Consider the following 17,392-nt stretch of genomic DNA (forward strand, 5'->3'; position numbering starts at 1 on the left):
GCGTGCCAGACTTACGCCGATGCGCTGTGCGGCCAGCAGATTTCAAACTGGCTGCCGCCCAGCGAGGAAGGCTGCCAGACGGCAAAGCCGCCATGGGCCAGGGCGATTGCCTTGACGACGGCCAGTCCCAGGCCGCTACCGCTGGTCTTGCCCGTACTGACGGCGGCGCCGCGCTGAAATGCTTCGAAGATGGTCTGGGCGGCAGCGGGAGCTATGCCGGGCCCCTGATCGGCGACGGCCAGATGGCAGTAGCCCTGGCTGATCTCGGCGCTGATGCGGATCAGGCCGGGCGTAGCATGTTTGCAGGCATTCTCCAGCATGGCCAGCAAAGCCTGCCGGATGCGGATGGGATCACATTCGACCACGCTTACGCTCAGTGCGACTTCAATGCGGAAGCCGCCGGCCTGCCACAGCGGCTCTGCCAGTTCGACCACGCTGGCCACTTCTTCGTCGAGCCGCGTGGCGATTTTTTGCAGTGGCAGGTGGCCGCTCTCGGCCAGCGCTACCGTGCGCAGATCTTCGATCAGATGGCCCAGACCTTCCACCTGCTTGAGCAGGCTCTGGAACTGCGCTGGTTCGGCCGGGAACACGCCATCGTTAATCCCCTGCAGGCGCCCGCGCAGGATGGTGACAGGCGTACGCAATTCATGGGCGATGGCCGCATTCCAGAAAGCGCGCTGCTGCGCCATATGCTGCTGGCGCTCGGCCATCAGATTGAAGTCGCTGACCAGCTGCGCTGCTTCGCCCATCGCGTGCTGGTCGCTGCCCGCCCGCGCCGACAGATCGCCCTGGGCGACTGCACGCAGGCTCTGCGCCACCGAGTTCAGCGGTGTCAGGATGCGGCGCGATAGCCGGCCTGCGGCGAGTACGGCAATCAGCAGCGAACAGATGGTCGTGACGATCAGCCAGATGACTTCTTCCTTTTCCGGCCACGGGTTGGTGATATCGCACAGGGCATCCGGCGATTGGCGCAATAGCCAGAAATACAGCGCATAGGAACTGATCTGCACCATGGCGATGATGCCCAGCACTACCAGCGCCATCGATAGCGAAATCTGCCGGCTGATGCCTGCATTGAGTTTCATGCGCCGCCTCCGAGACGGTAGCCGACGCCGCGCACGCTTTCGAGTTTGCCTTGCAGGCCGCTCGCTTCCAGTTTTTTGCGCAGCTTGCTGACATGGCTGTCCACAGTGCGCTCCATGGTTTCACCTTCAGGCAGGCAGCTGACGAGCAGCTCGCCGCGGCTAAATACGCGCTTGGGCGCGCGGGCCATGTGGGCCAGCAGGCGGAACTCTGTCAGTGTCAGGCTCAGCACCTGACGGCTGCCGTCGGGAGCAATCACGCTGGCCTGATGTTCTTCCGCATCGATTTCCATGCCTTCGACGCGCAACAGTTTATGGACCGGTGTGGCGGGCTGGCGGGTACGGCGCAGCACGGCCTGCACGCGTGCCACCACTTCGGCCGGATTGAAGGGCTTGACCACATAGTCATCGGCGCCGATGCGCAGTCCCGTCAGTTTGTCGATGTCCTGATCCATGGCCGTGAGCATGATGACGGCCGTATCGCCGCGCTGGCGCAACTGGGCCAGCACGGCCCAGCCATCGAGTTCCGGCAGCTGGACATCGAGCAGGATCAGGTCGGGCTTGAGCATCAGATGCATGGCCAGCGCATTGCGCCCGTCGGCCGCATGGGCCACGCGCATGCCGGCACGGGAGAGATAGGCCATGACGATCTGGGCGATTTCTTCCTCGTCTTCGACCACCAGTATCAGCGACGGATGGTCGCTCTCATTATTCTGTGGAGCGCTAGGGGTTTTCATCAGAGCATGATACTGCATCAGCTGACTCCGCCACCGAGAGCCTTGTACAAAGCCAGTGCATAGCGATACTGCTCGCGCTGGAGATCGATCAGCGTTGCTTCGGCAGCATAAGCCTGGCGCTGCGCATCGAGCAGCTCTAGCCGTCCGTCCAGCCCCTGACGGTAGCGCAGCACGGCCCATTGCGCCCGCTGCCGGCTGGCGCCCAGCACGCGCTGCTGGGCCGCCATCTGTGGCGCGATGGTCTGGCAACCGGCCAGCGCATCGCTGACTTCGCGGAACGCATTCTGGATGGCTTTTTCATACTGGGCCACCGCCACCGAGCTGCGGATTCTGGCCAGACTCAGTTCGGCCTGCAACTGCCCGCCGTGAAACAGCGGCTGGGTGATCTGCGGTGCGAAAGACCAGCTGCGGCTGGCGCCTTTGAACAGATCGCCGAATTCGCTGCTGCCCAGACCGAAGCTGGTGGTCAGGGCAATGCGGGGGAAGAAAGCGGCACGGGCGGCGCCGATATCGGCCTGGGCGCCCTGCAGTTCCTGTTCCGCCTGCATGATATCGGGCCGCCGTATCAGCAGGTCGGAAGGCAGGCCGGCTGGCAGGACCGTGCGCACGGGCGCGGCAGTGAGCGGGTCGGCAAGGGCGGCGGGGGCGGGCAGCTCGGTACCGATCAGGAATTGCAGGGCATGGCTGGCCAGCTGCAGTTCACGGCTGCGCGCCTGCAGATCGGCCTCGGCGCTGGCCACCTGGGCCTGCACGGCGCTGAGGTCTATGCCGCTGCGCTGTCTGGCCTGGTGTTGCTGCTCGGTGATGTGCAGGGTGCTGCGCCAGTCCGCCAGCATGCGTTCGCTGAGCTGCTGCTGTGCCCGTGCACGCTGGTGTTCGAGGTAGGCTTCGGCGATAGCGTTGATCAGACTGAGCTGGGCAGCACGCCGGCCCTGATCGGATGCCAGATAGCGCGCCTGGGCTGCAGCGGATAGCGAGCGCAGGCGGCCGAACAGATCGAGCTCGAAGGCTGTGCTGGCTATGCCTGCACTGTATTGCGCCTGGACGGGCATGCCAGCCCCTAAGCGCTGGCGGCTGGCAGCCAGACTCAGATCGACCGAGGGCAGCAGCGCTGCATCCTGTTGCTGGACCTGGGCCCGCATCGCGGCCACGTTCAGGGTGGCCACGCGCAGATCGCGGTTGTGCTCCAGCCCCAGGGCCACCAGCTGTTGCAGCTGGGGCTCGGTCAGCACTTCACGCCAGCCCAGTTCGGCAGCGTTAGCGCTGGTGGGCGGCACTTGCCGGTAGCTGGCCGGTAGCTGCACGGCGGTAGGCGGGCGGGGCGGCGTCAGGCTGCATGCGGTGAGCGTGCTCAGGCAGAGGCACAGGACTATGGTGGGTTGCATGGTTCAGTTCCTTACTACTTACTTGCGGTAGCGGCGTTGCAGTGCTTGCGCCGCGCCGACCACGATGACGAAGAACACCGGGACGAAGAGCACGCCCAGTACCGTGGCGGCCAGCATGCCGCCGAACACGCCGGTGCCTATGGCCTGCTGGGTTTCCGCGCTGGCGCCGCTGGCCAGCATCAGCGGCAGCACGCCCAGGGTAAAGGCCAGTGAGGTCATCAGAATAGGGCGCAGGCGCAGCTGGGCCGCGTTGATGGCCGCCGTGGTCAGATCGCTGCCTTCGGCGTGCAGCTTGCGTGCATATTCGATGATCAGGATGGCGTTCTTGGCGGACAGGCCGATGATGGTAATCAGGCCGACTTTGAAGAAGACGTCGTTGGGCAGCTCGCGCAGGATCACTGCCGTCAGCGCGCCGAACAGACCGAGCGGCACCACCAGCATCACCGCCAGCGGTATGGTCCAGCTTTCATACAGGGCCGCCAGGACCAGGAAGACCACCAGCATCGAGAGCAGCATCAGCAGCGGCGCCTGGGCGGCAGCACCCTGTTCCTGCAGCGATTGTCCGGTCCAGGCCAGCGCATAGCCGGGCGGCAGCTGGCGGCCCAGACGTTCCATTTCCTTGAGTGCGGCGCCGCTCGAGACGCCCGGCGCCGCAGTGCCGCTAAGGCGCGCTGCCAGATAGCCCTGATAGCGGTTCAGCTGCAGCGGCGTTTGCTGCCAGTGCGGCTTGACCAGTTGCGCCAGTGCGACCATCTTGCCGTCGTTGTTGCGCACGCGTAGTGCCAGCACGTCGTCGAGTTGCATGCGTGCCGCTGCATCGGCCTGCACGATCACCTGCTGCATCCGGCCTGCATTGGGGAAGTCGTTGACATAGCTGGAACCTGTCGCATTGACCAGCAGGTCGGCGATGGCGCTGAACGGCACGCCTAGGGTCTCGGCTTTCTGGCGGTCGATCTCGAGCTGGATGCTGTTGCCGGGCGGTAGCTGATCGGCATAGACGCCGGCCAGCAATGGGCTCTTCGCGGCCAGATTCAGCAGATGGGCCTGTGCTGCCTGCAAGGCGCCATAGCCCTGATTGCTGCGGTCCAGCAGGCGCAGCGAGAAGCCCGCGGAGTTGCCCAGTTCATCGATGGCCGGCGGCATCACCACCATGATGGTGCCTTCGCCCGCGCTGGCCATGGCGGCCTGGGCCAGCTCTACCTCTTTTGCCACGCTGGCGCCATGGCGATCTTTCCAGTCCTTCAGCATGGTGTAAGCCATGGCCGCGTTGGGACCGGAACCGGAGAAGCTGAAGCCCAGCAGCGACTGATTGACATCGATGCCGGGGCGGCTGGCCAGATGCTGTTCATATTGCTGCACCACGCGCATGGTGCGGTCCATGGTGGCATCGGCCGGCAGCTGGAACGAGGTCATGAAATAACCCTGATCTTCTTCCGGCAGGAAGGCCGAGGGCAGCAGGCTGAAGCCGGCCGCCACGGCGCCCGTCAGCACGGCATAGATCAGCAGCATGCGTCCGCTACGTTGTATCAGTTTGCCGGCGAGCCAGGTGTATTGCTGCGTCAGACGTTCGAACTGCCGGTCGAACCAGACAAAGAAACGGCTCTTATGGTGCTGCTCCGGCGTGATAGGGCGCAGCAGCGTCGCGCAGAGGGCGGGCGTGAGGGTCAGTGCCAGCACGGCGGAAAACAGGATGGACACCGCCATGGCGATGGTGAACTGGCGGTAGATCACACCCACCGAGCCGGCCGCGAACGCCATAGGGATGAACACCGCCGTCAGTACCAGCGTGATGCCGATGATGGGATGGCTGATCTCCTGCATGGCACGCAGGGTGGCAGCGCGCGGTGACAGTCCTTCGCTGGCCATCAGGCGTTCCACCGCTTCCACCACCACGATGGCATCGTCGACGATGATGCCGATGGCCAGCACCATGCCGAACATGGTCAGCACGTTGATGGAATAGCCGGCCAGCGCCATGACGGCCAGCGTGCCCAGCAGCGCTATCGGGGCGACCACGGCGGGGATCAGCGTGTAGCGCAACTTCTGCAGGAACAGATACATGACGAGGAAGACCAGCAGCATGGCTTCGCACAGCGTGACGAGCACTTTCTCTATCGAGATTTTGACGAAGGGCGCGGTATCGAAAGGCACGGTAAATTCCATGCCGGCCGGCAGGGCTTTGGACAGATCGTCCAGCCGTGCGCGCAGCTGGGCTGCCGTGGCGACGGCATTCGCGCCGGGCGACAGGGAGACCGAGGCGCCTGCCGTGGTCTTGCCGTTTTCCCGCGCGCGGAAAGTATAGTCGCGCGAACCCAGTTCGATACGGGCGACGTCGGCCAGCGTGACGTTGCCGCCGCCACGCTGGGCACGCAGTACGATGGCGCCGAATTCCTCGGCCGTACGCAGCTGGCCTTGCACGGTCAGCGGTGTGGTGACCATCTGCCCCGCCACAGCGGGCGCATCGCCCACCCGGCCCGGAGCGATCACCAGATTCTGCTGGGTGATGGCAGCGGTCACATCGCCCATGGACAGCTGATAGGCGATCAGCTTGACGGGATCGACCCAGACCCGCATGGCGCGCTCGGCGCCGAACAGCTGGACCCGGCCTACGCCGGGCACGCGGCGCAGCTCATCCACCACATTGCGCGCCAGATAGTCGCCCAGCTCCTGTTCGTCATGTTTGCGGGTGGAGTTGATGCTGACGATCATCAGGAAGCTCGATGACGACGATTCCACCGACAGGCCATTCTGGCGCACCGCTTGCGGCAGGCGCGACTCGACCGCCTTCAGGCGATTCTGTACATCGACCTGCGCCAGTTCCGGATTGGTGCCGGGTTTGAAGGTGACGGTGATGGAAGCCGAGCCCGAGGTGTCGCTCGATGATTCGAAGTACAGCAGATTTTTTACGCCGGACAGCTCGCGCTCGATCAGGCCGATCACGGCATCGTTCATGGTCTGGGGCGAGGCGCCCGGATAGCTGGCGCCTATCGAGACGCTGGGCGGCGCTACCGAAGGAAAGCGCGCTATCGGCAGTTCGGGCAAGGCCAGCAGGCCGGCCAGTATGATAAAGATCGCGACGACCCAGGCAAACACGGGCCGGTGGATGAAAAATGCGGACATCGGATTTCCTTATTGGCGGGTATTGCCGCTGCTGCCAGCGGCTGCCGTCGCACTGCGCCACAGGCGTGGTTTGGTGACGCTGCCTGCGTGCAGATGTTCCTGCCCTTCGACGACGAGCAGTTCGCCGGCCTGCAGGCCGGTATGGATCAGGTATTGGTGGGCAATCACGTCGCCCACATTCACCTGACGCTGCATCGCGCGCTGGGTCTTGTCGATCACCCAGACATAGGCCTGGCCGTCGGCACTGCGCTGCACGGCCTGCTGTGGCACCAGCAGCTGCGGGGCGGCGCTGGCGCGCGCCATGCTGGCGCGCACGAACATGCCCGGCAGCAGCACATGGTAGGGGTTGTTCACCAGTATGCGCACATTGCTGTCGCCCGTGGCCGGATCGACCTGCTGCTCCTGCAGCAGCACGCGGGCGCTGCCCTCATATGGACGGCCATCGGCGCCGAGGATGGTGACGGGCGGTGCGGTCTTATGGTCAGGCTGGCGCGCCAGCAAGGTGCTGGCAGGACGCAGTACATCGACATAGACCTGGTCGATCTGCTGCACGCGTGCCATCGGCGCACTATCGGTGGGCGCTACCAGCGTGCCTTCGGACACCAGCTCGGCGCCGATGCGGCCGGAGATGGGCGCCTGTACCGTGGCATATTCCAGATCCAGCCTCCTGCGCTGCAGATTGGCACGGGCCTGCGCCAGACTGGCCTGCGCCATATCGCGCTCCGATACGGCGTCATCATAGGCCTGCTGGCTGACGCCGTCGGCGTCGAGCAGGGGACGCAGGCGTTCAGCCTGACGCTGGCTGCGCGCATAAGTGACTTCGGCGTGGGCCAGCGCAGCCTGGGCCGCTGCCAGTTCCGCCTTCAGAGGCGCCGGATTGAGCTGGTACAGCGGCTGGCCGGCACGCACTTCGCTGCCCTGTTCGAACAGGCGGCGCACGACGATGCCGCCTACCTGCGGACGGATTTCTGCGCTGCGCACGGCGACCACCCGGCCGGGCAAGGTGTCCTGCAAGGTGATGTCCTGTGGCTGGATGGTCAGGACGGAGACTGCGGCCGGCGCCGCAGGCGGCTCCGATGGCGGCGTGTCGGTACAGGCGCTCAGGCCTAGAACAGGCAGCCACAGCCACCAGTAATTTCTGCTTCTGAAGTCCATAGTAGTCCTGCAAACTTGTAAAACTACTATTATGGGGCTGGGTGGTGAATAATCTGTGGAATGTTTATGGAGATTATGTGGAGATGCGTAGTGCCCGGCCGCCGCGCTAGCGCGGGGCTGGGCCGATGTACGGTCTAGCGGGATGGTGAAGGCAACGCCGCGTGCGGCGGCTTATGCGATGGCTTGGAGGCTGGCGCCATGGCCGTCGCATTGAGCAGCATCCAAGCGCTATGCGGCAGCCACTGCTCCACCCAGCGCCACTGGTTTTCGTCAGGGCCGGGGCTGAATTCTATGCCGGCGCCGGTGGGACTGTCCTGTGCTCCCGTGATGCCGTTGGAGATGCCGCCAACCAGCATGGTGCCGGCGCTCTCCGCATGGGGCGGGTTGCGCTGGCCGTAGCCATACAGCATGGTCATGCCATACGGGTTGCGGCCCAGCGTCCAGTCCACCTGATTCTGGGCGAACTCGGCCAGATCCTGCCGTACGCCGTAAGGACCGGCCGCATCGGCATGGCTGATACGGCCGCCCAGCAGCGCTGCCGTGCTGAGCGAGGACAGGCGCGCGCTTTCGCCTTGCCACCAGTAACCCGTCTCGTTCGCATGCGGCATGAAGAAGCCGCGCTGCAATTCGCCGGACAGCTTGCCCTGTTCAAAGGTGCGGAATATCTGGCGCGCATAGTTGTAGGGATTGGCCACCTCGCGATCAAGTGCAAGCTGCTGCTCCAGTGCCGTGGCGATGGTCAGTCGCGCTTGTGCGCGCAAGCCCGCATCGGTTTCGATGGCCTGATAGTAGGCCAGACTGATGATGGGCAGGCCCGCTTCGACGCCATGGTAGAACGGCCGGTCAGCCTGATCGCTGGTGAAGTAGCCGCCAGGTTTCAGGCGGGCGGACAGGCTGGCAGCACGCAGCCGTGCCGCAGCGAGGTAGCGCGGCTGACGCGTGGCGTGATGCAGTTCGACAGCGGCCATCAGCGCCGTGTAGTCGTCGATGATGTTTTCCTTGCCGTCGCTACAGTAGTCGCGGTTGTGCTGCTGTAAGTGGGCAAAGGCGCGCTCCGCATCGGCCAGATAGGTTGCTGCCTTGTACTGGCCATGCTGGCCCGTGTGGCGCGCGAGCAGCGCCGCCCTTGCCAGTGCGGCAATAGCCATGCCGCCGCCGGCGCGGAAAGAGGATTTGTAGTTTTTGGTGTAGACGCCGTCTATGCCTTCGAAGCCGGTCACCACGCGTTCGGCATTGTCGGTGCCCCATTTGTCGAACACCGTCAGGTAGAAATAGCCCCGCCGGTCCAGTATGCGGTGCAGATAGTCGGCACCCCAGAAGGCTTCTTCGCGTACGGCCGTTTCCAGTCCGGCCTGCCGGTACAGTTCGGGCGCCTGATCAGCCGTGCTGGCCAGTACCCAGGTGGCCAGCGAAGCTTGCTGGGGATTGAAGAAGTGGGCATACGACAGGTGCGACAGGTATTTGCCGTTATCGCCACCCGCATCGTTCCAGCCGCCCCAGACATCGACAAAACGCTGGGTGCCGAAGATGCGTATGCGGTGATCGGCTGCACTGGTGTTGCGGCTCTTGCGGAAGTAGTCGAGCAACTGGGTGGCCGTGCGGGTGAACAGGGCGTTGTCGCTGACCGGCACGGCGGGCGTGGTGGCCAGCTGGCCATCGAGTTCGACTTCGATCTGGTAGTCGCCCACTTCAGTATAGCGGGAGAAGTCGACGGCAAAATAGTGCAGGCCCGCGCCCCAGTCGCTAAAGGCGGGCAGGGCTTGCAACGGGCCGCTGCCGACCTGCTGTGCGTTGCGCAGCACGCGGTAACTGCCTTGGGTGGTGGCGCTACGTGCTTCGACCAGCGCGATCTTCGGACCATGGCTGTCCAGTGCCACCTGATTGATCTGCACGCTGAGCGGGGTGGTGGCGCTGACTGGCAGTATGGCGCTCACCTCTGGCGTGCTGGCAGCGCAGGCCTGGCTGCTGACGAGTGCGCTGCCGGCAACGAGCAGGAACAGGGGGAGTAGTCGGACTAGCGGAGTTCGTCTCATGGTGCGCCTTTTTTCTGGTGGGGATGGGCTGTCCGCTGCACTATACGGCCAGGCCGGGGCTGCGTCAATCATTACAAACATTGATTGTATTTATTATTGAGCGACTAGCAGTCCGTCATCCGCGCTGGCTTGCGGTATCATTTACGCTTTACTGTCTGAATGCTCTTTCATGAAAATCACAGCTCGCGGCACGAATCAACAATCGAGCGCACCCTATAACCGGCGCGTTGTACTCGACCTCATACGCCAGCAAGGCGCGATGTCCCGCAAGGAAATCGTCGATAGCGTGTCGCTCAGCCCCCAGACCGTGACCAACATTACCAATGATCTGGAAGCTATAGGCCTGATCGTTTCGCGCCGCCAGAAAGCCGATAAGGCGCGCGGCCAGCCGCCGATAGAATTTGCCCTCAATCCGGCGGCGGGCGGGGCCATCGGCATCAGTCTGGAAAACGGCAAGGCTTCGGCCGCGCTGGTCAGTCTGGTGGGCGAGGTGCAGGAGCGCCGCCACGTCGAGGTCGATACGTCCGATCCCCAGCGCGTGCTGCTGGCCATGCTCGATCTGGTGCGCGAGCTGCGGCGCGGGGCGCAGGGGCGGATCTGGGGGGTGGGCGTGGCGCTGCCGGGGCCGCTGGTCACCAGCGAAGTCAGTTTCATCGGTCCCACCTCGCTGGAAGGCTGGGGCAATCTGGCCGTGCTGGACGATTTGCGCCATGCAACGGGCCTGCCCGTGTTCTACAGCGTCGATAGCGTGGCCGGTGCGCTGGGCGAAAACCTGTTCGGCGTGGCCAAATCCATCGATAACTTCTTCTATCTGCATATGGGCATGGGGCTGGGCGGGGTGCTGGTCGATGGCCGTTCGGCCTACCGCGGCGCCAGCGGCAATGCTACGGAGATTGGCCACATTCCCGTGGTCAAGGACGGGCGCGCCTGCTATTGCGGCAATAGCGGCTGTCTGGAACGCTATGTTTCGCTGTTTTCGCTGGCCGAGGCGCTCGGCGTGGAGAGCAGCAAGATCCACGACAGCCCCATCGAGCAATGGATAGAGCAGGGCGGCCAGCCCGCGTTCACGGCCTGGTGCGAGTCCGCTGCCGCCTGTCTGCGCGATGCCATCTGCACCATCGAAAACATGCTGGACCCTCACACCATCGTGATCGGCGGTTCGGCACCGAAGGCGCTGGTGGCCCATCTGGTCGAGCTGGCGCAGCCGCTGCACCGTTCCGTGCGGGGCGGCGTGCCGGGTGCGGCCCAGCGCATCATGCTGTCCGAGCGCGAGCAGGATAGTTCGATTTTAGGTGCGGCCGTGTTGCCTTTGTACGACATGTTATCGCCCCGTCTGGACGTGCTGCAATCAGAGCCGCGCAGCGAGCTGGACGCAGCAGAACTGCTGGGGCAACAGCGCCGGACAGGGAGTGTCTGATTAAATACATCCAATGGTTTTATTTATTGACACTGGAATAATCGTGTTCTACAGTTGGGGGCATGAACACACCTCATCCCCCTTTAACCATCATTGGTGACCTCGGCGTTGATCTCGTCATGGGGTCTATCGACGGCTGGCCCCAGATCGGCACGGAAGTGCTGCTGCCGCGCAGCGAGCTGCGCGCCGGCGGTTCGGCAGCCAACACGGCGCTGGCCTTGCGCCATCTGGGCTTGCCGGCCCATCTGATCTCGGCCATCGGCAACGACGAACTGGGCCGCCTGCTGCAAGCCCAGTTCCACGGCGTGCGCACCGATCTGCAAATCTGCGACCGGCCCAGCACGGTGTCAGTGGGACTGATGCACGCCTGCGGCGAGCGCAATTTCTTTACCACCCACGGCCATCTGGAAGAGCTGTCCTGCGAATATGTGCTGGCCCACCTGCCGCCAGCCAGCAGCCAGGGCGCCATCGTCCTGCTGACGGGCGTCTTCCTGCTGCCGCGCTTGCGCGCTCATTACATCCGTTTGCTGCAAGCGATACGTGCGCTCGGCTATCAGGTGGCGCTCGATACGGGCTGGCCGTCCGACCAGTGGAACGACACCAATCTGGCGCTGGTGGCCAGCTGGCTGCCGCTGTGCGACCACTTGCTGATCAACGAGCTGGAGGCGCTCAGCATTACCGGCGCGGCTGATCTGGACACGGCGCTGGCACGGCTGGCGCTGGCGAGCCAGCCGGAGGCCAGCATCATCGTCAAGACGGGCGCGCAAGGCGTTACCGGCCTGCAGGCCGGCCAGCGCATAGACCATCGTTCGGCCCGTGCGGAGATCTTCGACACCATCGGTGCCGGTGATTCCTTTAACGCCGGCTATCTGGCCATGCGGCTGCGCGGCGGCAGTCTGGCACAGGCGCTGGCGGCAGGCTGTCAGGCGGCCGTAGCGATTCTGCAGCGCTTCCCGCGCAGCGCCATCGTCCCCGGCGAACTGGCCGGCTGTCTGCAGCAGGATGGCTGGACGGCGGAGGCAGCATGAGCCAGCGTACCCTGATCATGGCCTACATCATGCTGATCTGGTTCGTGATTTCCTTTGTCACCAACCTGATCGGGCCGCTGATGCCCATCATGATAGAAGAGTTTCACCTGAGCCTGTCCATGGCGGGCTTTCTGCCATTCTCCTTCTTCCTCGCCTACGGCCTGATCTCGATACCGGGCGGCCTGCTGGTGGAACGCAAGGGCGGGCGCAGCACGCTGAGGCTGGCCTTCCTGCTCAATCTGGCGGGCGCACTGGCGATTGCCATCCAGCCGCGTTATGCCGCCGTGATAGGCGGGCTGTTCACCATCGGGCTGGGCATGGCGCTGCTGCAGGTGGTGGTCAACCCTTTGCTGCGCACCGTCGGCGGCGAAGCCCAGTTTGCGTTCTATTCTGTGATGGCGCAGCTGATCTTCGGGCTGGCTTCCTTCCTCAGTCCGCTAGTGTTCAGCCGCATGATGGAGCAGGCCGGCACGGGTGGTGCGCCTGCGACGGCCGGTGTGTGGGTAGGCTTCTACTGGGCGTTCAGCGTGCTGTTCGTGCTGCTGCTGGTGGCCAACCAGCTGCTGCCGCTGCCCACGCTGGCACTCAAGGACGATGAAAAGACCAGCGGCTGGCAGGCCTACCGGGTGCTGCTAGCGCGGCGCGATGTGTGGCTGTTCTTCGTCGGACTGGTGGCCTATGTGGGCAGCGAGCAGACGCTGGCCAACTGGATGTCGCAATTCCTCAGCACCTATCACCACCTGTCGCCCAGCGGCGCCGGTGCCGATGCGGTGGCGCGCTTCTGGGGCCTGATGGCGCTGGGCTGCCTGACGGGACTGGGGCTGCTCAAGCTGCTGGACTCGCGCCGTGTGCTGGCACTGTTTTCCTTGCTGGCACTGGGCTGTGTGGCACTGGCGCTGTTCGGATCGGCAGCGCAGGCCGTACTGGCCTTCCCCGCTGCGGGCTTCTGCCTGTCGGTGATGTTCTCGATTATTTTTTCGCTGGCACTCAATTCCGTGCCGGCCCATCACGGTGCGCTGTCCGGCATTTTGTGTACCGGCATCCTCGGCGGCGCGCTGCTGCCGCTGCTAGTGGGCTTTCTGGGGGATCGCATCGGGCTGCGCCTGGCGATGACCCTGCTGTTCCTGACCCTGAGCTTCATTCTGGCCATCGCTGGCTGGGCTCGTCCGCTGGTCCGTAATCACACGCTCCCCATTGCGCAGCTGTTTGGGCAGCAGTAAGTCCCGCCGTTCGGGGCTCCACCATTGACAACAAGATTGGAGACAAAATGAAACAACTCACTCGTAGTCCGCTCGCGCTGGCCGTGGCCATGGCGCTGGGCCAGTATTGCAGCGGCGCGTTGGCGCAGCAGTCGAATGCTGGCAGTGCTGCCGTGCTTGCTACTGCAGCCGAAGCAGAAGTGGAACAGGTGGTGGTGACCGGTGTGCGCTCCTCGCGTGAAAAATCGCTGGTGCGCAAGCGCGGTGCCGATTCGGTGATGGATGTGGTGTCGGCCGAAGACATCGGCAAGCTGCCGGACAAGAACGTGGCCGATGCCGTGCAGCGCGTAGCAGGCGTGAATATCAGCTCGGGCTCGGGCGGGCAGGGCGGCTTTTCGGAAAACGACCGCGTCAGCATACGGGGCACCAATCCCAGCCTGACCCAGACTACCGTCAACGGTCACAGCATCGCCACTGGTGACTGGTATGTGGGCGACCAGACGGGCACGGTGGGACGCAGCGTCAGCTTCACCCTGCTGCCGTCGGAAATCGTCGGCTCGGTCGAAGTGCTGAAGAGCGCGCAGGCCGATATCACGGAAGGCGGCACGACCGGCAATGTCAACATCGTCACCCGCAAGCCGCTGGACTTCAAGCAGCTGCTGACGCTGGAAGCGACGGCGCAGGCCATGTATGCGGACTTGCCGCGCAAAACTTCGCCACAGGCGAATGCGCTGCTGAACTGGCGTAACGAGGAAAAGACGCTGGGCGTGCTGGCGCAAGTGTTTTCCGAGTCGCGCAAAGAGCGCCGCGATGGTCAGGAACTATTCCTGCTGGGGCAGGGCACGATCACCCATCCCGATGTGATTGCCGCCCATCCTGATCTGAAAGATGTGCTCTATCCCTCGCAGATCGGCTCGGCACTGTTCACCCAGCAGAGCAAACGCCAGGGCGGCCTGCTCGATGTGCAGGTCAAACCGGTGAAGACGCTGACGCTGGAAGCCAACGCCTTCTATTCGCACTTCCAGGGCACCAACTACGATACCAACTATCTGGCCAATCCTACCGATCTGCTGGAAAAAGGCATAGCTCCGACCAGCTACACGGTGCGCAATAACACGCTGGTGGCCGCGACTTTCCCCGTCACCCACTTCGATCCCAGCGGCGCCTCGCCGGGCGGCGACCAGCCTTTCCCCGGCTTGCGCGATGTGATCTACCGCCCCAAGGCCGCTTCGATGGCGTCCTATCTGGACCTGTCGGCCAAGTACCGCCCGACCGACCGCCTGCAGATTACCGGCATGCTGGGCTATACGCGCGGCCTGGGCGAAACGCCGCATGACTATGGCTATGAAGCGTATCTGACCAACTCCGCCATGTCCTACCAGATGCACGGCACTTCCGGGCCAGCCAGCGTATCCTTCCCCGGCGTGGATGCGGCCAACTTCAACAATCCGGCCAACGTGACCAACGGCGGCAGCTGGTCTAGCAGCGCCAGGGTGACGGATCAGGAGCGCTATGCCCAGATCGACGCGCTGGCCGATACGGACTGGGGCCATCTGGAAAGCGTCAAGTTCGGTGTGCGCTTTGCCGCCCACAAGCGGGAGGCCGATGGACACAACTTCGGCTGCTCGACCGATAGCGAGGCGGCCTGCTTAGGCAACCCCGGCGTAACGCTGCCGCTGCCGCAATGGAATGGCGAAACCACGCCGGCTAATTACGGCAGCAGTCTGGGGGGCGGCAGCGGTTTCCTGTCGCGTGTCTGGACGCTGGATCCGGCCAAGGTGGCGCTCTGGCACAGCCAGTATAACAATGTCGATCTGGGGCCTAACTATCAGGGCAATTTCGCCATCGAAGAGAAAGTCAGCGCGGCTTACGCCATGGCCAATCTGGCCGGCGATGGCTGGCGCGGCAATGTCGGCCTGCGCGTGGCCGGCACCCGTCAGCGCAGCCTGGGCTATAACTTCGATGCGGACAACCATGCAGTGGCCGAGACGGTAAGCCACAACTACGTCGACGTGCTGCCGAGCGCCAATCTGCGCTTCGATGTGAGCAAGGATCTGGTGGCCCGCCTGGCAGCGTCGAAAACCATGTCGCGCCCTGACTATTCGGCGCTGACCCCGGCTGTCACGCTGAACAACATCAACGCCACCGGCACGGGCGGCAATACCGATCTGAAGCCTGTGCGTTCCTACAATGCCGATGCCACGCTGGAATGGTATTACGCGCCGCAGTCGGTGCTGTCGGCCGCGGTCTTCTACATGGATATGCCGTCCTACATTGCCTTTGGCTACAGCAAGCGGCGCTACCTGAATACCGCGATTAACCAGTTTGACGATTTCACCATCACTACGCCGTTGAATGTGGCGGCAAAAAACAAGGGCATAGAGCTGGCCTGGCAGCAACCGCTGTGGCAGGACTTTGGCGCCGCCCTCAACTACACCTATGCCCATGGCCGCACAGCAGACGGTGCCTCGCTGGTCGGTTCTTCGGCCAATACCTATAACGCCGAGGTGTATTACGAGAAGGCCGGCTTCAGCACGCGGCTGGCCTATTCCTACCGTTCCGCCTATCTGGTCGGGCTGGCCAATGTGGCGCCGCAGTACGCGGCCGGCATGGGGACGCTGGCCATTTCCGTCAACTACAAGCTGAACGACCATATCACGTTCACGCTCGATGCGCTGAACCTGAACAATCCGACGCTCAAGTATTACTCCACGGCTGATCGTCCGCAGGCCTTCTACTCGAACGGTCGCCAGTTATTCTTCGGGGTGAAAATCGCCAGGTAGGGCGCGTGTGAGGGGAGATGGCGTGCCGCCGCCGCGGCACGCCACCGGCCATGCTGTTGCTTACATGACCGCGCTCTCCCTGCGCCAAAACTATGTAAGATCAAGTTACCTGACGTCCACACACGGATAAGCTGCCGGGCGTAGCAAACGGTACACAGCGGGCTATGCCGCAGCTCCCCCCGCCTGCGCTCTGTGGTGGCTGCTGTAGAGCTAGTATGCTAGGTCAGACCCTGGTATGAGATTGGCTTTTCACATGCTATGCGCCACACTGGATCCAAGTTCAACGGTGGGTATTGGCATGAAAGCGAACAGCATCAGTCCGTCGGTCTTGCTAGAGGTGATCCGTGTCCAGACGGAAATTGCCCGTCTGGGGCTGGACCTGGGTGGCGTCATGCAGCTGGTCTGCCAGTATGCCTCGTCGCTCTGCCATGGGGATGGTGCGGTGGTGGAGCTGGCGGAAGGCGACGAGATGGTGTACCGCGCCACGGCCGGCATCGCCGAAGGCCAGCTGGGCTTGCGCCTGCAGCGTAGCGGCAGCCTGTCGGGGCTGTGTGTGACAGAAAACCGCATCCTCCAGTGTGACGACTCGGAAACCGATCCCCGTGTGGACAGACCCGCCTGCCGTAAAGTCGGCTTCCGCTCCATGCTCGTGGTGCCACTGCACTACGATCATGACATCGTCGGTGTGCTGAAAGTCATAGCCGTACGCACCCACGCGTTCAGCCCCGAAATCGCGCAGATACTGGGGCTGCTATCCGAGCTGATCGGAGCCGCCATCTTCAACGCAGCCAAGTACGAGTCCAGCGATCTTTACGTTCGGGCCACGCACGACGATCTGACCGGCCTCGCCAATCGTTCCCTGTTCTACGACCGTCTGCGCCAGCAACTGGCCGTGGCACGGCGCGCCCACAGCCAACTGGCCATCATCAGCATCGATATGGATGGCTTGAAAACCATCAACGATAGCCGCGGGCACCGGGCAGGCGATGCTGCCATCCGCCAGGTAGCGCAGCGGATAGGCAAGGTGTTGCGCGAGGGCGATCTGGCTGCCCGTCTTGGCGGCGATGAGTTTGCCGTGCTGCTGCCCAGCGTACGGGACCGTGCCAGCATGGACGACAAGTGCGCCAGACTCAGGCTCGCCATCAGCGCGCCTTTCCTGTACGAAGGACGGGAATTGCCGCTGGCAGCCAGCATAGGCTATGCCATCTGCCCCGAACAGGGTTACGACCTGGACGAACTGATGGACCAGGCCGATCAAGCCATGTACCGTGCCAAGCAGCAGCGCCACGCTGCGGTGGAGAAGTAAGCGTCAGGCCAGCAGTCCTGCACAGTCAGCCTATGCAGGCTATTCCACCCACCATGCTTGAGTGCTAGCCGCTATTCGAGTTGTGGCGCAGAATATGCCACGGCAGAGATAGAAATTCCGTAATTGTCTAATACAAATCCATAGTAA

The 17,392-nt window shown here is 63.6% G+C and carries 11 protein-coding genes; 5 read left to right on the plus strand and 6 right to left on the minus strand.

Going from position 1 to position 17,392, the window contains the following annotated elements:
* Nucleotides 1-11: 11 nt before the first annotated feature.
* The 6 genes from GTP23_RS11125 to GTP23_RS11150 form a co-directional block, all read right to left on the minus strand.
* Nucleotides 12-1,085, minus strand: a complete 1,074-nt coding sequence (locus GTP23_RS11125) for an ATP-binding protein (protein WP_161035184.1) — start codon at nucleotides 1,083-1,085, stop codon at nucleotides 12-14.
* Complete coding sequence (locus GTP23_RS11130) at nucleotides 1,082-1,837, minus strand: response regulator (protein WP_371866892.1); 756 nt, start codon at nucleotides 1,835-1,837, stop codon at nucleotides 1,082-1,084. Before GTP23_RS11130 ends, GTP23_RS11125 begins: the two co-directional genes overlap by 4 nt.
* A complete protein-coding gene (locus tag GTP23_RS11135) occupies nucleotides 1,837-3,204 on the minus strand; it encodes an efflux transporter outer membrane subunit (protein ID WP_161035185.1) in 1,368 nt (455 codons plus the stop codon). The genes GTP23_RS11130 and GTP23_RS11135 overlap by 1 nt, the downstream gene beginning before the upstream one ends.
* Nucleotides 3,205-3,222: 18 nt before the next feature.
* A complete protein-coding gene (locus tag GTP23_RS11140; protein ID WP_161035186.1) occupies nucleotides 3,223-6,324 on the minus strand; it encodes a multidrug efflux RND transporter permease subunit in 3,102 nt (1,033 codons plus the stop codon).
* A gap of 9 nt (nucleotides 6,325-6,333) precedes the next feature.
* On the minus strand, nucleotides 6,334-7,479 hold the full coding sequence (locus GTP23_RS11145; protein WP_161035187.1) for an efflux RND transporter periplasmic adaptor subunit: 1,146 nt from the start codon (nucleotides 7,477-7,479) through the stop codon (nucleotides 6,334-6,336).
* Between the two features lie 134 nt (nucleotides 7,480-7,613).
* Complete coding sequence (locus tag GTP23_RS11150) at nucleotides 7,614-9,512, minus strand: glycoside hydrolase family 9 protein (RefSeq protein ID WP_161035188.1); 1,899 nt, start codon at nucleotides 9,510-9,512, stop codon at nucleotides 7,614-7,616.
* Between the two features lie 169 nt (nucleotides 9,513-9,681).
* Between GTP23_RS11150 and GTP23_RS11155 the strand changes: the two genes are divergently transcribed.
* The 5 genes from GTP23_RS11155 to GTP23_RS11175 all read left to right on the plus strand — a co-directional run bounded on the left by GTP23_RS11155 (nucleotide 9,682) and on the right by GTP23_RS11175 (nucleotide 17,245).
* Nucleotides 9,682-10,929 carry an ROK family transcriptional regulator gene (locus GTP23_RS11155; protein ID WP_161035189.1) on the plus strand — a complete coding sequence of 416 codons (1,248 nt, stop codon included), beginning with the start codon at nucleotides 9,682-9,684 and terminating at the stop codon, nucleotides 10,927-10,929.
* A 119-nt stretch (nucleotides 10,930-11,048) separates the two neighbouring features.
* Nucleotides 11,049-11,957, plus strand: coding sequence for a carbohydrate kinase family protein (locus GTP23_RS11160; protein WP_161035190.1), 909 nt, complete (start codon nucleotides 11,049-11,051; stop codon nucleotides 11,955-11,957).
* Nucleotides 11,954-13,177 (plus strand): MFS transporter, encoded by a 1,224-nt coding sequence (locus tag GTP23_RS11165; protein ID WP_161035191.1) that lies wholly within the window; start codon nucleotides 11,954-11,956, stop codon nucleotides 13,175-13,177. Before GTP23_RS11160 ends, GTP23_RS11165 begins: the two co-directional genes overlap by 4 nt.
* 47 nt (nucleotides 13,178-13,224) lie before the next feature.
* Nucleotides 13,225-15,939: a TonB-dependent receptor gene (locus tag GTP23_RS11170; RefSeq protein WP_161035192.1), complete on the plus strand. Its 2,715-nt coding sequence runs from the start codon at nucleotides 13,225-13,227 to the stop codon at nucleotides 15,937-15,939.
* 298 nt (nucleotides 15,940-16,237) lie between these two features.
* Entirely contained in the window at nucleotides 16,238-17,245 is a 1,008-nt protein-coding gene (locus tag GTP23_RS11175; RefSeq protein WP_161035193.1) for a sensor domain-containing diguanylate cyclase, read from the plus strand.
* The last annotated feature ends 147 nt before the right edge of the window (nucleotides 17,246-17,392 follow it).

It is taken from the genome of Duganella fentianensis, assembly GCF_009857835.1.
Lineage (GTDB): Bacteria > Pseudomonadota > Gammaproteobacteria > Burkholderiales > Burkholderiaceae_D > Rugamonas > Rugamonas fentianensis.

Bases quoted from the DNA above. Each gene is read 5' to 3' on its own strand.
- GTP23_RS11150 (WP_161035188.1), bottom strand. From the start codon at position 9,512: ATGAGACGAACTCCGCTAGTCCGACTACTCCCCCTGTTCCTGCTCGTT.
- GTP23_RS11140 (WP_161035186.1), bottom strand. From the start codon at position 6,324: ATGTCCGCATTTTTCATCCACCGGCCCGTGTTTGCCTGGGTCGTCGCG.
- GTP23_RS11165 (WP_161035191.1), top strand. From the start codon at position 11,954: ATGAGCCAGCGTACCCTGATCATGGCCTACATCATGCTGATCTGGTTC.
- GTP23_RS11175 (WP_161035193.1), top strand. From the start codon at position 16,238: ATGAAAGCGAACAGCATCAGTCCGTCGGTCTTGCTAGAGGTGATCCGT.
- GTP23_RS11170 (WP_161035192.1), top strand. From the start codon at position 13,225: ATGAAACAACTCACTCGTAGTCCGCTCGCGCTGGCCGTGGCCATGGCG.
- GTP23_RS11135 (WP_161035185.1), bottom strand. From the start codon at position 3,204: ATGCAACCCACCATAGTCCTGTGCCTCTGCCTGAGCACGCTCACCGCA.
- GTP23_RS11125 (WP_161035184.1), bottom strand. From the start codon at position 1,085: ATGAAACTCAATGCAGGCATCAGCCGGCAGATTTCGCTATCGATGGCG.
- GTP23_RS11155 (WP_161035189.1), top strand. From the start codon at position 9,682: ATGAAAATCACAGCTCGCGGCACGAATCAACAATCGAGCGCACCCTAT.
- GTP23_RS11130 (WP_371866892.1), bottom strand. From the start codon at position 1,837: ATGCAGTATCATGCTCTGATGAAAACCCCTAGCGCTCCACAGAATAAT.
- GTP23_RS11160 (WP_161035190.1), top strand. From the start codon at position 11,049: ATGGGGTCTATCGACGGCTGGCCCCAGATCGGCACGGAAGTGCTGCTG.
- GTP23_RS11145 (WP_161035187.1), bottom strand. From the start codon at position 7,479: ATGGACTTCAGAAGCAGAAATTACTGGTGGCTGTGGCTGCCTGTTCTA.